This window comes from Streptomyces sp. NPDC088350 (genome assembly GCF_044753545.1).
Lineage (GTDB): Bacteria > Actinomycetota > Actinomycetes > Streptomycetales > Streptomycetaceae > Streptomyces.
Genome location: NZ_JBIVNL010000003.1, coordinates 544,783 through 559,243 on the forward strand (window position 1 = coordinate 544,783; position 14,461 = coordinate 559,243).

Consider the following 14,461-nt stretch of genomic DNA (forward strand, 5'->3'; position numbering starts at 1 on the left):
CTAAAGTGGAGGTACCCCTCCACCATAACGGAGGCATACCTCCGGTTCAACCCAGCCCGCCCCCGGGAGGCACCCGTGACGGCCCAGCCGTTTCCCGTCAGCGAGATCGTCGCGGCCCAGAGACCGCACCGGAAGGACGCCGCCCGCAACTACGACGCCCTGCTGGCCGCCGCCCGCGAGGCCTTCACGGAGCACGGCTCGGAGGCGTCGCTGGAGGACATCGCGCGCCGCGCGGGCGTCGGCATCGGCACGCTGTACCGCAACTTTCCGACCCGCCGGGCCCTCTTCGAGAGCGTCTACGCGGACGAGGTGAACGCGCTGTGCCAGGTCGCCCTGTCCGTCGCCGACCAGGAGCCGTGGGAGGCACTGAACTCGTGGCTGAACCGTTTCGCGGGCTACATGGTGACCAAGCAGGCGGTGCGCGAGGCGCTGGACAACGACTCGGAGATCTTCGGGACCTGCCGCGAGTCGATGTTCTCCGCGGGCGGTCCGCTGTTCGAGCGCGCGCAGAAGGCGGGCGTGGCCCGCACCGACATGGACTTCAACGACCTGCTGCGCCTGGTGGCCGGGGTCACCGGGACGAAGTTCGTGGACGACGCCCAGCGCGACCGCGTCCTGGCCATCGCGCTGGACGGCGTCCGCACGAACCACTGACTAGGCGGGCGCGCTTCCTTCGTACGCCGCCCGCAGCAACGCGAGTACGCCCTCCTCGGTGACCGGCCGGGGGTTGGCGTACGCCTGGCTCACCGCCTGCGCCGTCGCCGTCGCCAAGTCGCCCTCTTTCAGGCCGAGTTCGGCGAGCGAGCGCGGTGCGCCGAGCCGCCCGGCCAGCTCCCACAGGGCCACCGGGGCAGCCCTTACGTCCTTCGCACCCAGCGCGCGGGCCACGGCAGCCGCCGCCTCCGGTGCGGCCGGCGCGTTGTACGCCAGCGCGTACGGCAGCACCACCGTGTGCGTCTCCGCGTGCGGGAGGCCGAAGGTGCCGCCGAGGACATGGCACAGCTTGTGATGCAGGCCCATGGTGGTGGCGCCGAGGCAGGAGCCGCAGAGCCACGCCCCGTACAGGGCACGGCCCCGGGCCTCCAACGACCGTGGCGCGGCGGCCAGTTCGGGCAGCGCGCCCGCCAACGCCCGTGCGCCTTCCTCCGCCATCAGCGCGATCAGGGGCGAGGTGTCCGGGGCGTACAGGGCTTCCACGGCGTGGGCGATCGCGTTGACGCCGCTGGTCACCGAGAGCGGGACGGGGAGTTCCAGGGTGAGTTCGGGGTCGTAGACGACGCTGCGGGGCCGGACGGCGGGGTCGCGGCCGGTGCGTTTGGCGCCCTGTTCGGTGAGGCCCCAGACCGGGGTCATCTCCGAGCCCGAATAGGTGGAGGGCACGGCGATCAGCGGGAGGCCGGTGCGCAGGGCGATCGCCTTGCCGAGGCCGATCGCCGAGCCGCCGCCGACCGCGACGCACCCGTCGGCGCCCAGCGAGCGCGCCAACTCGACCGCGCGGTCCGCGACTTCCACCGGGACGTGCATCCTCGCCTCCGCGTGCACCCCGACGCACACCTCCCCCAGCGAGTCGGCGACCGCCTGCGCGGTGGCGGCACCCCGGGCGCCGGAGAGCACCAACACCCGCCGCAGACCGAGCCGTTCGGCCTCACCGGCGGTCGCGGTCAGCGCGGCGCCGGGCCGGAAGACGACCCGCATGGGCTGGGCGTCGTAGGCGAAGTCGAGGGAGTCCTTCACGACCGCTGCTCCAGTACGAGGTCGAACTGGGCGTGCCGGAAGGGGTTGGCGATGCCGAACTCCCTTGCCAGGGACGGGTCGTCGGTGACGGTGAAGTCCTCGACGAGGCTCTGTTTGACGGCGAAGACGGCGTCGGAGTCGAGGTAGTCGCCGCCCGCGACGAAGATGTGTGTGGTGACGGGGGTGTGGCCGTCGGCCGAGGCGATGAAGTGGATGTGGGCGGGGCGGTAGGGGTGGCGGCCGGTCGCCTTGAGGAGGTCGCCGACCGGGCCGTCCGTGGGGATGGGGTACGGGCTCGGTACGCAGGTGCGGAACCAGAAGCGGCCGTCGGCGTCCGTGGTGAACAACCCCCGCCCGTTGCCCGGGGGTTGGACGTCCGGCTGCTGCACGTCGTAGAAGCCGTTGCCGTCGGCCTGCCACACGTCCAGGACGGCGCCCGGCAGCGGGGTGCCGTCCCCGGAGACGATCCGGCCACTGACCACGCACGGCTCGCCGCCGCCCACCAGGTCGATGTCAGCGCCGAGTTCACGCACCGGCGACTCGGTCATGTGGAAGGGGCCCAGCACCGTCGACTCGGTCGAACCGGGTGCGCGGTCGGCGCGATCTCCGGCGATTGTCTCCACCAGCATCGACAGACCGAGCACGTCCGACAGGAGGATGAACTCCTGCCGGGTGTCCGTGCAGGTCTGGCCGGTCTCCGTCAGGAAGCCGATCGCCCGCTCCCACTCCGCCTGGGTGAGGCGGGTCTCCCGCGCGAACGTGTGGAGATGCCGGATCAGGCCGGTCAGGAGTTCACGCAGGCGGGGGTCGGCGGTCTCCCCCAGACTCGCGACGGCCTCGTCCGTGACGGTGACTTCAGTGGTCATGCCGGCTCCCTCACCAGTGCGAAATGTCAGCCGTGCCCGAGGATGCGTCGCAGCGCGTCCGTGAGCAACTGTTCGGCGTTCCCGGCCGCGTCGGCGTGGCGGAAAGCGACATGGCCGTCCGGGCGGACGAGCAGGGCACCCCCGTCGGACACCTCGCTCAGGCGGGCCCAGTCGCCGTACGGGTCCTCGTACTGCCGACCGGGGCCGACGACGACCGTGGCGATGTCGAGGGGCTGCTTCGCGGCGGCCCGCAGCCAGGCGTCGCCGCCGATTCCGGTGAGGAGGGTGAAGCGGCCCCTGCCGACCGTGTCGAGGGTCGAGACGGTGCGGGTGCCGGAGGTGATCCAGGCGTGCGGGAGTTTGGCGCCGGGGCGGGAACTGGGCCGGTGGTACAGCTCGGGGTCGCGGTCGAAGCCGGGGTCGGGCGTGCCGTCGGGGACGATCGCGTCGGACGTGTAGCGCTGGTTGAGGTCGACTCCGTGCGCGTTGAACTCGTACACCTTGTGGGCGATCGCCTCGCGCAGCGCGGCCCGTTGCTTCCCGGCGGCCTCGGTGGCGTCCTTGCGGGCGGCGATGTTGGCCCACAGCTGCTCGGGGGTCTGCGGGGAGAGTCCGTCGAGCGCCTCGAAGATCGGGGCGGTCTCGCCGATGGACTTGTTGGCGCGGGTGACGATCTGCTTGCCGACGGGGGCGCGTTCGGCGTCGTAGGTGTCGAGGAGTTTCGGCGCGGCGGTCCCGTCGAGGACCAGCTTCAGCTTCCAGGCCAGGTTGTACGCGTCCTGGATCGACGTGTTGGAACCGAGCCCGTTGGACGGGGGGTGGCGGTGCACGGCGTCTCCGGCGCACAGGACACGGCCGTTGGCGTAGGTCTCGGCGTACATCTCGTTGACCGTCCAGGCCGAGGACGACTTGATGGTCACGGGGATGTCGTCGTCGCCGACCAACTGCCGTACGACGGACAGCGCGTACTCCTCGGTGAGGTCGGGGGCGCCGGCGCTCACGTCGTAGCCCCACACGATGAGCCACTCGTTCCAGGGGCTGACACAGCGCACCAGGCCCGCGCCGATGCCGCCGACGGTGGCGCCGGGGGCGAGCACCCAGTAGAGGGTGGAGGGGCGGTGGGCGGTGTACTTGCTCAGGTCCGCGTCGAAGACGATGTTGATGCTGCCCGCGACCCCCATCTGGCCGCCCATCGGCAGGCCCGCGTCCTCGGCGACCTGGGAACGGCCGCCGTCCGCGCCGATGAGGTACTTGGCGCGGATCGTGTACTCGTCGCCGCGCAGCCGGTCCTCGACGGTGACCGTGACACCGTCCTCGTCCTGGACGAAGGACGTGTAGACCGTGCTGAAGCGGACGTTCGAGCCGCGTGCCATCGCCGCGTCGATCAGAACCGGCTCCATCAGGTGCTGCGGCATGTCGCACATGCGGGTCGGGCTGGCCAGGTCGTGGGCGGCCTGGACGAGCGGGTCGTTGCCCCAGGAGCGGATCCGGCCGAGTTCCTCGCCGGCGAGGCTGGTGCAGAACGTGGTGTTGCCCATCAGGTGCTGCGGGGTCGCCTTGGCCAGCACCTCGTCCTCGACGCCGAGGTCGCGCAGGATCTCCATGGTGCGCTGGTTGGTGATGTGCGCGCGGGGCGTCCTGGTGAGGCGCGCGTAGCGGGTGACGACGATGTGGGGCACGCCGTAGGTGCTCAGCGCGAGGGCCGCACAGGCGCCGGCCGGGCCGCTGCCCACGATCAGTACGTCGGTCTCGACAACGTGCACGGCGGGACGCTCCAGGGGTGAGACAGCGGTGAGGCAGGGTGAAGCAAGGGCGAGGCAGGGGTGAGAAGGGCACCGACTCTTCACGATCATGATGCGGCCCGGACCTGCGCGGGTGTCTCATTACGAGACAGTTTCGGCCCCCCGGCGGCTGCCGCCACGGGCCCGATACGGTGAGAGGTGTCATGACCACCGTGGAGCACTCCCCCGCCCTCACCCCGCTGCGCCAGGCGCGCGAGCGGTTCCTGACCGGCCGTCCGCTGCCCGACGACGTCCCGGACGAGGTCCTCGCCGCCTGGCGCCGCGCCCGCTTCTTCGGCGTACGGCACGATCTCGACGGGTCCGTCCCCGCGCCCGAACTCCCGGCGGACTCGGCCCTGTTGGAGGCTGCGCGGCCCGTGCTGGAGCGGATCGCGCCCGCGCTCGGCCACTCGGCGCTACTGCTCACCGACGAGCGTCTGCGGGTGCTCTGGTCCACGGGCGAGGTGCCCGGCGACGACCGGTGCCGCGACCTGTCCGAGCGGGAGGTGGGCCACAACAGCGCGGCCCTCGCCCTGCGCACCCGGCGCCGGGCCGAGGTGCACGGCCCCGAGCACTTCCTCGACGTGTGGCAGGACGTGTCCGCCGTCAGCGTGCCCCTGCTCGCCCCGGACTCCGGGCAGGTGCTCGGCACGGTGACCGTCGCGTCCGGCCTGTGCGCAGGCTGCGGCCCGCACCCGGGAGCCGCCCTCGCCGAGGCGACGGCCGCGGCGGTCGAGGCGGAACTCCTCGCCCGCTCCCGCACCGCCGAACGGGTACTCCTCGACGCCTACACCCGCGCCGCGCCCGGACCCGCCCGCGCGGTCGTCGCCCTCGACGGCCGCAACCGCCTCGTCAGCGAGGCCGCGGTCCGCCTCGCCACACCCCAGGTACTGACCGCCCTGGAACGCGCGAGCACGAACGAGGAGTCCTACGACATCGCGCTCCCCGAGGGCGCCGGGTGCACGGCCGGGATCACTCCGGTACGGCACGAGGGCCGCGTCCTCGGGATCGTGGCCGTCCTGGAAGCGCGTGCCACCGAGGTTCCGCCGCCGTCTCCGCGCCCCGCGCTGGCGCTCGCGGGCGGTTCGGTGCCCTGGCGGCACGCGGTCGCCCGAGCGGTCGAACTGGCCCGGGTGCACGAGCCCCTGCTGCTGACCGGCGAGCGCGGGACGGGCAAGACCGCGCTGGCCCGTGAACTGCTCGGCGAGCGGGTGCCGTTGGTCGCCGATGCCGCCGAGTCGCCCGAACTCGGCGTCAAATACAGCGAGTTGGCCGACGGTCGCCCGCTGCTCCTGCGGCACGCCGAACGGCTGGCCCAGCCGGACGTCGCCGCGCTCAACTCGCTGCTCGACGAACACCCCGACGTCTTCCTGCTGGTCACCTACACGCCCGGCACTCCCCCGGGCCCCTGCTTCCAACGGCTCCTGGACACCCTGGCACCCCGGTCGGTCGCCGTGCCCGCGTTGCGCGAACGCCCGGAGGACGTACGGGAGTTGCTGCCGGTGCTGGCACCGCGTCCGGCCCCGGGACAACCGCCGCTCACCTGGACGCTGGACGCGTTGCGGGCCCTGGAGGAGCACCCGTGGCCCGGGAACGTCACCGAACTCGCCCATGTCGTCAGGGCGTTGGCGGAACACCGGCGGGTCACCGGCCCGGTGCGGCGGGCCGAGCTGCCCGATCCCGTCCGGGAGGGCCCTGCGGCGCGGCGGCTCAGCCCGATGGAGCATGCCGAACGCGCGGCGATCCTGGGGGCGTTGCGCCGGCACGGGGGCAACAAGGCGCGGGCGGCTGCCGCGTTGGGAATCGGCCGGGCGACGCTCTATCGCAAGCTGCGCGGCTACCGAGACATGCCGTAGAGGCCCAACGGGGTTATTTGATCAGGGCGTTCGCCACGACCACCACCACCCCGAGCAGCGCGTCCACCGCCCCGATGACCACGGCCGCGATCCAGCTCCGTGCCGACCAGCGGGCCGTGACCAGGCCCAGGCAGAACAGCAGCGCGATGTTGAGGACGAAGGCCGCGTACTCGACGCCGTTCGCGGGCCACCAGCCCCAGCCGGCCCCGGCGAGCAGCAGCACGGTGGGCAGCGCGGCGGCGACCAGGGGCCACTCGTCGCGCAGGGTGCGCAGGGCGTCCCAGCGGCGGTGCGGGGTGCGCTCGGCGATGTAGTGGGCGTACCCGTGGGCCAGTGCCGAGGCGGCGGCGGTCACCAGGAGCCACAGGGCGTCGTAGCTGCGGCTGTCCCTGGAGGTGTGGCCGTACTGGGTGAGCGCGGCGACCATCGAGCAGGCCAGGACGGCGCCGTAGACGCCGCCGAAGAGGATGTTCTCCCGGGTCTCGTGCGGGTGCGGTCCGGGGTCGGTCGCCGTGGTCTGCGCCATGCCCTCCACGATCGCCCGGCCCCGCCCGGGGCGCCACTCCGCGACGAAGTGTCCTCCCACCTGGGGCGATAGCCCACACAGTGTCCACGCCCGGGGCGCCCGTGTCCGGGCTAGGGTCGCGGTATGACGCACAGTTTCGTTGTCCGCATCCCCGACGCCGAGCTCGCACCAGAGCCGCTCGACCCGGCGCAGATCGTCTCCGGCAGGCCCGAGGTCACCGGGAGGATCGTGTGGGAGTCCGAGGACGGGCGGCAGATCCGCGGGATCTGGCAGATCACCCCGGGCGTGGTCACCGACACCGAGGCGGACGAACTGTTCGTCGTGATCAGCGGCTCGGCCACCATCGAGGTCGAGGGCGGGGAGACCCTGGCGGTCGGTCCCGGGGACATGGCCGTGCTGCGCGAGGGCGACCGTACGACGTGGACGGTGCACGAGACACTGCGCAAGGCGTACGCGATCAATCTGTGACGACCCTCAACGGGCCCCCGCCATCGGCATGTTGTAGGGCGTGACGACCTGGATCGCGGACGGCAGGGTCGGACCCGCGGGCGGCAGGGCGTCGTGCGCGCGCATCACGATGCGGCAGGCCTCGCGCACGTCCTGGCGCAGGTCGTGGTGGAGGACGACCGACAGCCGCCGCTCGTGCAGCAGCCGGGTGTTGTCGTGGTCGAGGTCGTGCGCGACGAACACGGCGCACTCGCGGTCGAGGTCGGCGAAGGCGCGCAGGGTCGCGATGTTGCCGCCGCCGATCGAGTAGACCGCGCGGATGTCCGGGTCGCGTTCCAGGGCGGCGCGGACGAGGTCGTACTGGGTGGCGTCCAGGCCGTGGCCCTCGGTGATCTCGACGAGCGCCCGGTCCGGGTAGCGGGCGCGCATGGTGCTGCGGAAGCCCATCTCGCGTTCTTCCTCGTTGCGGAAGAAGCCGCTGCTCAGGCTGGTCAGGACGTTGCCGGGGCGGTCGCCGAGCCACTGGCCCATCAGATAGGCGGCCGTCGCGCCCGCCGCCCGGTTGTCGATGCCGACGTAGGCGAGACGGGCGCTCGCGGGCAGGTCGGTGACCAGGGTGACGACGGGGATGCCGGCGGTGACGAGCCGGCCGACGGCCGCGGTGATCTCGGGGACGTCCGGTGCCTTGAGGATGACGCCCTGCGAGCCGCGCCGCGCGATCCGGTCCAGGGTGCCGACCAGCTCCTTCACCGGCGCGGTCTCCCGGAAGTGGAAACGGGAGCGCACGACGGCCGGGTGCAGGTCGGGCAGCTCGGCCTCCAGCGCCACCCGTACGGCGGTGGAGAACCGCTCCGGTGTCTGCATCACGATGTCGATCATGAATGTGCGGCCGACCAGCCGGACCTGGGTGCGCTGCCGGTCGAGATCGGCGATGGCCTGCCGCACCTCCCGCTCGGTGCTCTCCCGGACCCCGCCCCTGCCGTTCAGGACCCGGTCCACGGTCGCCTCACTGAGGCCCGCCTGACGTGCGATTTCCCTGATCGGGAAGGGATGTCCCACCGCTCGTCTCCTTGAGGGGTTTTTGATGGTTCGCTGCCGGTTGTTCGAAGGGTTTGTCATGACAAGAATGGCAGAGCCGCACCACTCCGTGACCCGAGGGGACGACGATGTCCTTCACCTCCGCAGCACACCCCGCCTGGCTCACCGAGCGGGACTGCGATCTCGACGCCTTCCGCGCGCTCGTCGAGCAGCCGACCGACCCGGCCGGCTTCCCGTACGCCTCCTCGGTCGAGCGGAACGTCCTCGTCTACGACAGCGACCGGCTCCGCAAGTCCGTGGCGGCCGGCGAGCGCCGCGAGGTGCAGGCCGAGCTGGTCCGCGCGTTCACCGAGGGGCCCGGCATCGTGGTCCTTCGGGGCGCCTTCCCGGACCTGTCGGTGGTGGACCGTACGACCGAGGTGTTCGAGGCCCTGATCGCCGAGCAGCGTGCCTCGGGCGCGGGCGCCGGTGACCACTTCGCGCGGCCGGGGGCCAACGACCGGGTGTGGAACGCGCTGGAGAAGGCCGCGCTCTACGACCCGGAGGCGTTCGCCGACTACTACGCGAACGACATGCTGGCCCTGGTGTCCGTCGCCTGGCTCGGCCCCGGCTACCAGGTCACCTCGCAGGTCAACGTGGTCCACCCGGGCGGCGCGGCGCAGACCGTGCACCGCGACTACCACCTCGGGTTCCTCGGCAACGAGGCCGCCGCCGGCTACCCGGCGCACGTCCACCGCCTCTCCCCCGCGCTCACCCTCCAAGGGGCCGTCGCGCACTGCGACATGCCGGTCGAGTCGGGGCCGACGATGTACCTGCCGCACTCCCAGAAGTACGAGCCCGGCTATCTTGCGTGGCGACTCCCGGAATTCCAGGCCTACTTCGAAGCCCACTACATCCAGCTCCCGCTCGCCAAGGGCGATGCCGCGTTCTTCAACCCCGCGCTGTTCCACGCGGCCGGCACCAACCGCACGGCGGACGTGCGGCGCATGGCGAACCTGCTCCAGGTGTCGTCCGCGTTCGGCCGGGCCATGGAGACCGTGGACCGCGAGGCCGTCACCAACGCGGTCTTCCCGGTGCTGCTCAGGCGCAAGGCCGAGGGCGTGGGCGAGGAGTGGCTGGACACGGTCGTCGCGGCCAGTGCCGAGGGCTACCCCTTCCCCACCAACCTCGACAACGACCCGCCCGTCGCGGGGCTGGCCCCGCCCTCGCAGGCCGACGTCGTACGCCGCGCGGTGCGCGAGGGGTGGGCCCCGGACGCGCTCCGCGGGGAGCTGCGGGCCGGCGCCGAGCGGCGCGAGAGCTGAGTACCGGACACCGAGGACTGGGAAACACCATGGGACTTCGACTTCTCGACGACAAGGTCGTCCTCGTCAACGGCGGCAGCCAGGGCGTGGGCGCCGCGATCGTCCGGGCGGCGGTGCGCGAGGGCGCGGTGGTGGCGTTCACCGGCCGCCGCGCCGACGTGGGCGAGAAGCTCGCCGCGGACACCGGCGCGCACTTCGTACGGGCGGACCTCGCCGATCCGGCGCAGGCGCGCGACAGCGTCGTACGGACCGTCGAGGCCCACGGGCGGGTCGACTGCCTCGTCAACGCGGCGGGGCTGACGTCACGCGGCTCGCTGCTGGACACCACTCCGGAACTGTTCGACCAGCACCTGGCGGTCAATCTGAAGGCGCCGTTCTTCGCGATGCAGGCGGCGGTGGCCGACATGACCGCCCGCGAGGCACCGGGGACCGTCGTCAACATCGGCTCCACCTGCGCCCACGGCGGGCCTCCGCACCTCGCCCCGTACTCGGCGGCCAAGGCCGGTCTCGCGGGTCTGACCCGCAACGCCGCCCACGCCCACCGCTTCGACCGGATCCGGATCAACACCGTCAACATCGGCTGGACGGACACCGAGGGCGAGGACGCCGTCCAGCGGGCCTTCCACGGCGCCGGGGACGACTGGGTCGCCCAGGCCGCCGCCCGGCAGCCGATGGGCAAACTCGGCCAGCCGGACGAGATCGCCGACTTCGTCGTCTTCCTGCTGTCCGAGCGGTCCGGCGTGGTCACCGGTTCGGTGATCGACTGGGACCAGAACGTCCTCGGCGCCCTCGACTGACCTTCCGCACCCGCGACAGACCCGCACCTCTCAAGAAAGCAAGAGTCCCCATGCGCATCGGAATCCTCGGCCTCGGCCGCATCGGCGCCTTCCACGCCGAGACCCTCTCCGGACTCGACTCGGTCGAGTCGCTCGTCGTGGCCGACCCGTTCGCGGAGGCCGCGAAGAAGGCCGCCGAGCGGTTCGGCGCCGAGGTCGCGGACTCCCCCGAGGCCGTGCTGGCCGCCGGGGTCGACGGGGTCGTGATCGCCGCGGCGACCGACGCCCACCCGGGCCTGATCCTGGCCGCCGTCGAGGCGGGCATCCCCGTCTTCTGCGAGAAGCCCGTCGCCAAGACCATGGCCGAGGGCGTCAAGGTCCTCAAGGCCGTCGAGGGCAGCGACGTGCCGATCCAGATCGGCTACAACCGCCGCTTCGACGCCGGCTTCGTCGCCGCGCGCGCCGCCGTGCGGTCCGGGGAACTGGGCAAGCTGCACACCGTGCGCTCGACCACCCTGGACCCGGCGCCACCGCCGGCCGCGTACATCGCCGCGTCCGGTGGCATCTTCCGGGACTGTTCCGTGCACGACTTCGACATCATCCGCTGGGTGACGGGCCGCGAGGTCACCGAGGTGTACGCGGTCGGCGGCAACCGGGGCGCCGAGTACATCAAGGAGGCGGGCGACGCCGACACCACCGGTGCCATCCTGACCCTGGACGACGGCACCATCGCGGTGGTCTCCAACTCCCGCCACAACGCCCGGGGTTACGACGTCCGCATGGAGATCCACGGCTTCACGGACTCCATCGCCGTCGGCCTGGAGGACAAGCTGCCGCTGCGCTCCGTCGAGCCCGGCGTGACCTTCCCCGCGGGTGTCCCGCACGACTTCTTCATGGACCGCTTCACGGCCGCCTACCGCGCCGAACTCACCGCGTTCACCGAGGTCGTGGCCGGCACCCGCACCTCCCCCTGCACGGTCGCGGACGCCCTGGAGGCGGGCTGGATCGCGGACGCCTGCACCCTGTCGCTCCACGAGCACCGCCCCGTCACCATCCAGGAGGTACGCGAAGCATGAGCGGTCCGGGCCGGGAACCACTGCGCATCGGAGTACTGGGAGCGGCTCGGATCACCGAGAACTCCCTGATCGGTCCCGCCCGGATGACCGGTCACCGCATCGTCGCGGTGGCCGCGCGCGACCGGTCCCGCGCGGAGGCTTACGCCGCCGCGCACCGCGTCGAACGGGTCGCGGACTCCTACGCCGACCTGCTCGCCGACCCGGAGGTGGAGGTCGTCTACAACCCCCTCGCCAACGGCCTGCACGGACCGTGGAACCTCGCCGCGCTCGCGGCGGGCAAGCACGTCCTGTCGGAGAAACCGTCGGCGAGCAACGCGGAGGAGGCAGCGGAAGTACGGGAGGCCGCCGCCAAGTCCGGAACGGTCTTCATGGAGGCCTTCCACTACCTCTTCCACCCCGTCACCCGGCGCCTGCACGAGCTGCTGGCCTCCGGTGAACTCGGCGAACTGCGGCACATCGAGACGCTCGTCGCGATCCAGTCCCCGTCGGACACCGACCCGCGCTGGTCGCTCGACCTGGCCGGCGGCGCGGTGATGGACCTGGGCTGCTACAGCCTGCACGCCCAGCGCATGCTGGCTCCTTGGGCGGGCGGCGCACCCCGGCTCGTCTCGGCGCGGGGCGGCGAACGCGCGGGCGCCCCGGGCGTCGACGAGTGGCTGGACGCCGACCTCGCCTTCCCGAGCGGCGCCACGGGCTCCGCCCGCTGCCACATGGCGTACGACAAGCTGGAGATGAGCTGCCGGATCATCGGCAGCCGGGGCGAGGCGTTCGCGCCGAACTTCGTGCTGCCGCAGCTGGACGACCGGATCGTGGTCCGCACGACGGACGGCGCACGCACGGAGCGGCTGGGCCGACGGTCGTCGTACACCTATCAACTGGAGGCGTTCGCCGCCAGGTTGAGGGAGGGCGCGCCCCTGCCGCTGGGTCCGGACGACGCGGTGGCGACGATGACACTGATCGACGAGGCCTACCGGGGGGCGGGGTTCGCGCCCAGGCCGCGCGTGTCGGTGCTGCGGTAAAAACGCGCGGCGGGTAAACACAGCGGCGCCCGGACGGTTTCGTCCGGGCGTTCCGCGTGCTGCGGGCTATCCATAGAGGCCGGGCCGCTCCACCAACTCCACCTCCACCCGCTCGCCCTCCTCCAACGCCCGAACTCCCGCCTCGCACACGGCCGCCGCCGCGTACCCGTCCCAGGCGCTCGGGCCCGTGACCTCGCCGCGGCGGGTCGCGTCGACCCATGTCTGGACCTCGCGGTCGTAGGCGTCGGCGAAGCGTTCGATGAAGTCCTGGGCGATGGTGCCGCCCCAGCGGCCGGCCATGTTGGTGACCATGGCGTGGCCGTCGCCGATGCGGGCGGTGCCGCGTTCGCAGACGATCTCGGCCTGGACCTGGTAGCCGTAGCCGCAGTTGACGAACATCTCGACGTCGACGATCGCGCCGCCGTCGGTCTCGAAGACGACGAACTGCGGGTCCTGGAGATCGTCCGGGGCGCTCGCCGAGGGGCGCGGGCGCAGCACCGTCACCGCCGTGATCTCGTGGCCGAGGAGCCAGCGGGTCGCGTCGGTCTCGTGGGCCACGGAGTCGCTGATCAGCATGGAGCTGGTGAAGCCGGGCGGGCTGGCCGCGTTGCGGTGCCGGTTGTGCAGCATGAGCGGGCGGCCCAACTGGCCTGTTCCCAGAAGGGACTTGAGCTTCATGTACTCGGCGTCGTAGCGGCGCATGAAGCCCACCTGCACCCTGCGGTGGCCGAGGCGCACCTCGGCCTCCAGCACGCGCAGCGCCGAGGCCGCGTCGGGGGTGAGGGGCTTCTCGCACAGGACGGGCAGATCGTGGTCGAAGGCCGTCAGCAGGGCCGCCTCGTGGGCGGGGCCCGGTGAGGCGATCAGTACCGCGTCGACGTCGGCCGCCGCCATCGCCGCGGCCGGGTCGGTGTACGCGGTGCAGCCGTCAACGCCGGCCGCGATCCGTTTGGCGCGCTCGGCGTCGACGTCCACGACGGCGGTCACCCGGGCCCCGTTGACCACGTCCTGGATCCTGCGGACGTGGTCGGCCCCCATCTTTCCGGTTCCGACGACTGCCACTCCGAGCATGTCGCGCGGGTTCATGGCCATCGGCCGTCCTTTCGGCTCGTCAGGATCGCCAGGTTCGTCAAGCACCGCAGGAACGGAGGAACTTGCGGGTGCGCTCCGCGATGGGAAAGGGCTTGTCCGGCTCGCACGGGTACATGTCCTGCTCGACGATCGCGAACAGCTCCACGCCCAGGCGCTGCGCCGCGATGAGCACCGGTTCCAACTCCGGTACCCCGGACGGCGGTTCGCACATCACGCCGCGCTGTACGGCCGGTCCGAACGGCACCTCGCCCTTGACGACGTCGGCGAGGATCTCCGGGTCGACCTGCTTGAGGTGCAGATAGCCGATGCGTTCGCCGTACGTCTCGATCAGCTTGACGCTGTCGCCGCCGCAGTAGGCGTAGTGCCCGGTGTCCAGGCAGAGGTTGACCAGTTCGGAGTCGGTCGAGTCGAGGAAGTGCTCGACGTGGTCCTCGGTGTCGAGGTGCGTGTCGGCGTGCGGGTGGACGACGATGTCGAGGCCGTACGCCTCCTTGACCTCGTGTCCGAGGCGCTCCATGCCCTTGGTGAGGTGCGCCCACTGCTCGCCGGTCAGCTCCGGCGGCTCCAGGATCTCGGCGGTCTTGTCGTCCCGCCAGAAGGAGGGGATGACGACCAGGTGCCGCGCGCCCATCGCCCGGGTGAGCGCGGCGACCTGGCTGACGTGCTCCCACGTCGCGTCCCAGACGGAGGGGCCGCGGTGCAGGCCGGTGAAGACCGTGCCCGCGGAGACCTTCAGGTCGCGCCGGTCGATCTCGTCCGTGAGCCGGGCCGGGTCGGTCGGCAGATAGCCGTACGGGCCCAGCTCGATCCAGGAGTAGCCGGCCTGCGCGACCTCGTCCAGGAACCGTTCCCACGGCACCTGTTGGGGATCGTCCGGGAACCACACGCCCCAGGAGTCGGGGGCGGAGCCGACCCGGATCCGGTCCAGGAGGGGACGGTCGGGCAT

14 protein-coding genes are annotated in these 14,461 nt (G+C 72.1%); 7 read left to right on the top strand and 7 right to left on the bottom strand.

Going from position 1 to position 14,461, the window contains the following annotated elements; translation table 11 throughout:
* Nucleotides 1-75: 75 nt before the first annotated feature.
* Nucleotides 76-654, top strand: coding sequence for a TetR/AcrR family transcriptional regulator (locus ACIQBL_RS12330; protein WP_401939989.1), 579 nt, complete (start codon nucleotides 76-78; stop codon nucleotides 652-654).
* Here ACIQBL_RS12330 and ACIQBL_RS12335 read toward each other — a convergent pair whose 3' ends face one another.
* Genes ACIQBL_RS12335 through ACIQBL_RS12345 form a run of 3 tightly spaced genes read right to left on the bottom strand, consistent with a single transcriptional unit; the run spans nucleotide 655 to nucleotide 4,363 of the window.
* Entirely contained in the window at nucleotides 655-1,734 is a 1,080-nt protein-coding gene (locus ACIQBL_RS12335; RefSeq protein WP_401939992.1) for a maleylacetate reductase, read from the bottom strand.
* Nucleotides 1,731-2,600: an intradiol ring-cleavage dioxygenase gene (locus ACIQBL_RS12340; RefSeq protein ID WP_401939994.1), complete on the bottom strand. Its 870-nt coding sequence runs from the start codon at nucleotides 2,598-2,600 to the stop codon at nucleotides 1,731-1,733. The genes ACIQBL_RS12335 and ACIQBL_RS12340 overlap by 4 nt, the downstream gene beginning before the upstream one ends.
* A 26-nt stretch (nucleotides 2,601-2,626) precedes the next feature.
* Entirely contained in the window at nucleotides 2,627-4,363 is a 1,737-nt protein-coding gene (locus ACIQBL_RS12345) for an FAD-dependent oxidoreductase (protein ID WP_401939997.1), read from the bottom strand.
* 182 nt (nucleotides 4,364-4,545) lie between these two features.
* Here ACIQBL_RS12345 and ACIQBL_RS12350 point away from each other — a divergent pair, with 182 nt between their 5' ends.
* A complete protein-coding gene (locus ACIQBL_RS12350; protein ID WP_401939999.1) occupies nucleotides 4,546-6,237 on the top strand; it encodes a helix-turn-helix domain-containing protein in 1,692 nt (563 codons plus the stop codon).
* A 13-nt stretch (nucleotides 6,238-6,250) separates the two neighbouring features.
* Here the strand turns inward: ACIQBL_RS12350 and ACIQBL_RS12355 are convergent, their stop codons facing one another.
* Nucleotides 6,251-6,763, bottom strand: coding sequence for a hypothetical protein (locus tag ACIQBL_RS12355; protein WP_401940002.1), 513 nt, complete (start codon nucleotides 6,761-6,763; stop codon nucleotides 6,251-6,253).
* Between the two features lie 123 nt (nucleotides 6,764-6,886).
* On the opposite strand from ACIQBL_RS12355, the gene ACIQBL_RS12360 reads away from it, so the two are divergent.
* Nucleotides 6,887-7,231 (top strand): cupin domain-containing protein, encoded by a 345-nt coding sequence (locus ACIQBL_RS12360; protein WP_401940005.1) that lies wholly within the window; start codon nucleotides 6,887-6,889, stop codon nucleotides 7,229-7,231.
* A gap of 6 nt (nucleotides 7,232-7,237) precedes the next feature.
* Here the strand turns inward: ACIQBL_RS12360 and ACIQBL_RS12365 are convergent, their stop codons facing one another.
* The gene (locus ACIQBL_RS12365) at nucleotides 7,238-8,269 is read right to left on the bottom strand and encodes a LacI family DNA-binding transcriptional regulator (protein WP_401940006.1); all 1,032 of its coding nucleotides are present in this window, start codon (nucleotides 8,267-8,269) and stop codon (nucleotides 7,238-7,240) included.
* Between the two features lie 107 nt (nucleotides 8,270-8,376).
* On the opposite strand from ACIQBL_RS12365, the gene ACIQBL_RS12370 reads away from it, so the two are divergent.
* Genes ACIQBL_RS12370 through ACIQBL_RS12385 form a run of 4 tightly spaced genes read left to right on the top strand, consistent with a single transcriptional unit; the run spans nucleotide 8,377 to nucleotide 12,423 of the window.
* Nucleotides 8,377-9,552, top strand: coding sequence for a phytanoyl-CoA dioxygenase family protein (locus tag ACIQBL_RS12370; protein WP_401940009.1), 1,176 nt, complete (start codon nucleotides 8,377-8,379; stop codon nucleotides 9,550-9,552).
* 29 nt (nucleotides 9,553-9,581) lie between these two features.
* Entirely contained in the window at nucleotides 9,582-10,349 is a 768-nt protein-coding gene (locus ACIQBL_RS12375) for an SDR family oxidoreductase (protein ID WP_401940011.1), read from the top strand.
* 50 nt (nucleotides 10,350-10,399) lie between these two features.
* Nucleotides 10,400-11,404 (top strand): Gfo/Idh/MocA family oxidoreductase, encoded by a 1,005-nt coding sequence (locus tag ACIQBL_RS12380; protein WP_401940013.1) that lies wholly within the window; start codon nucleotides 10,400-10,402, stop codon nucleotides 11,402-11,404.
* On the top strand, nucleotides 11,401-12,423 hold the full coding sequence (locus ACIQBL_RS12385) for a Gfo/Idh/MocA family protein (RefSeq protein ID WP_401940016.1): 1,023 nt from the start codon (nucleotides 11,401-11,403) through the stop codon (nucleotides 12,421-12,423). The genes ACIQBL_RS12380 and ACIQBL_RS12385 overlap by 4 nt, the downstream gene beginning before the upstream one ends.
* Nucleotides 12,424-12,489: 66 nt before the next feature.
* Here the strand turns inward: ACIQBL_RS12385 and ACIQBL_RS12390 are convergent, their stop codons facing one another.
* A complete protein-coding gene (locus ACIQBL_RS12390) occupies nucleotides 12,490-13,509 on the bottom strand; it encodes a Gfo/Idh/MocA family protein (protein WP_401940710.1) in 1,020 nt (339 codons plus the stop codon).
* A gap of 43 nt (nucleotides 13,510-13,552) precedes the next feature.
* Complete coding sequence (locus ACIQBL_RS12395) at nucleotides 13,553-14,461, bottom strand: sugar phosphate isomerase/epimerase family protein (protein WP_401940019.1); 909 nt, start codon at nucleotides 14,459-14,461, stop codon at nucleotides 13,553-13,555.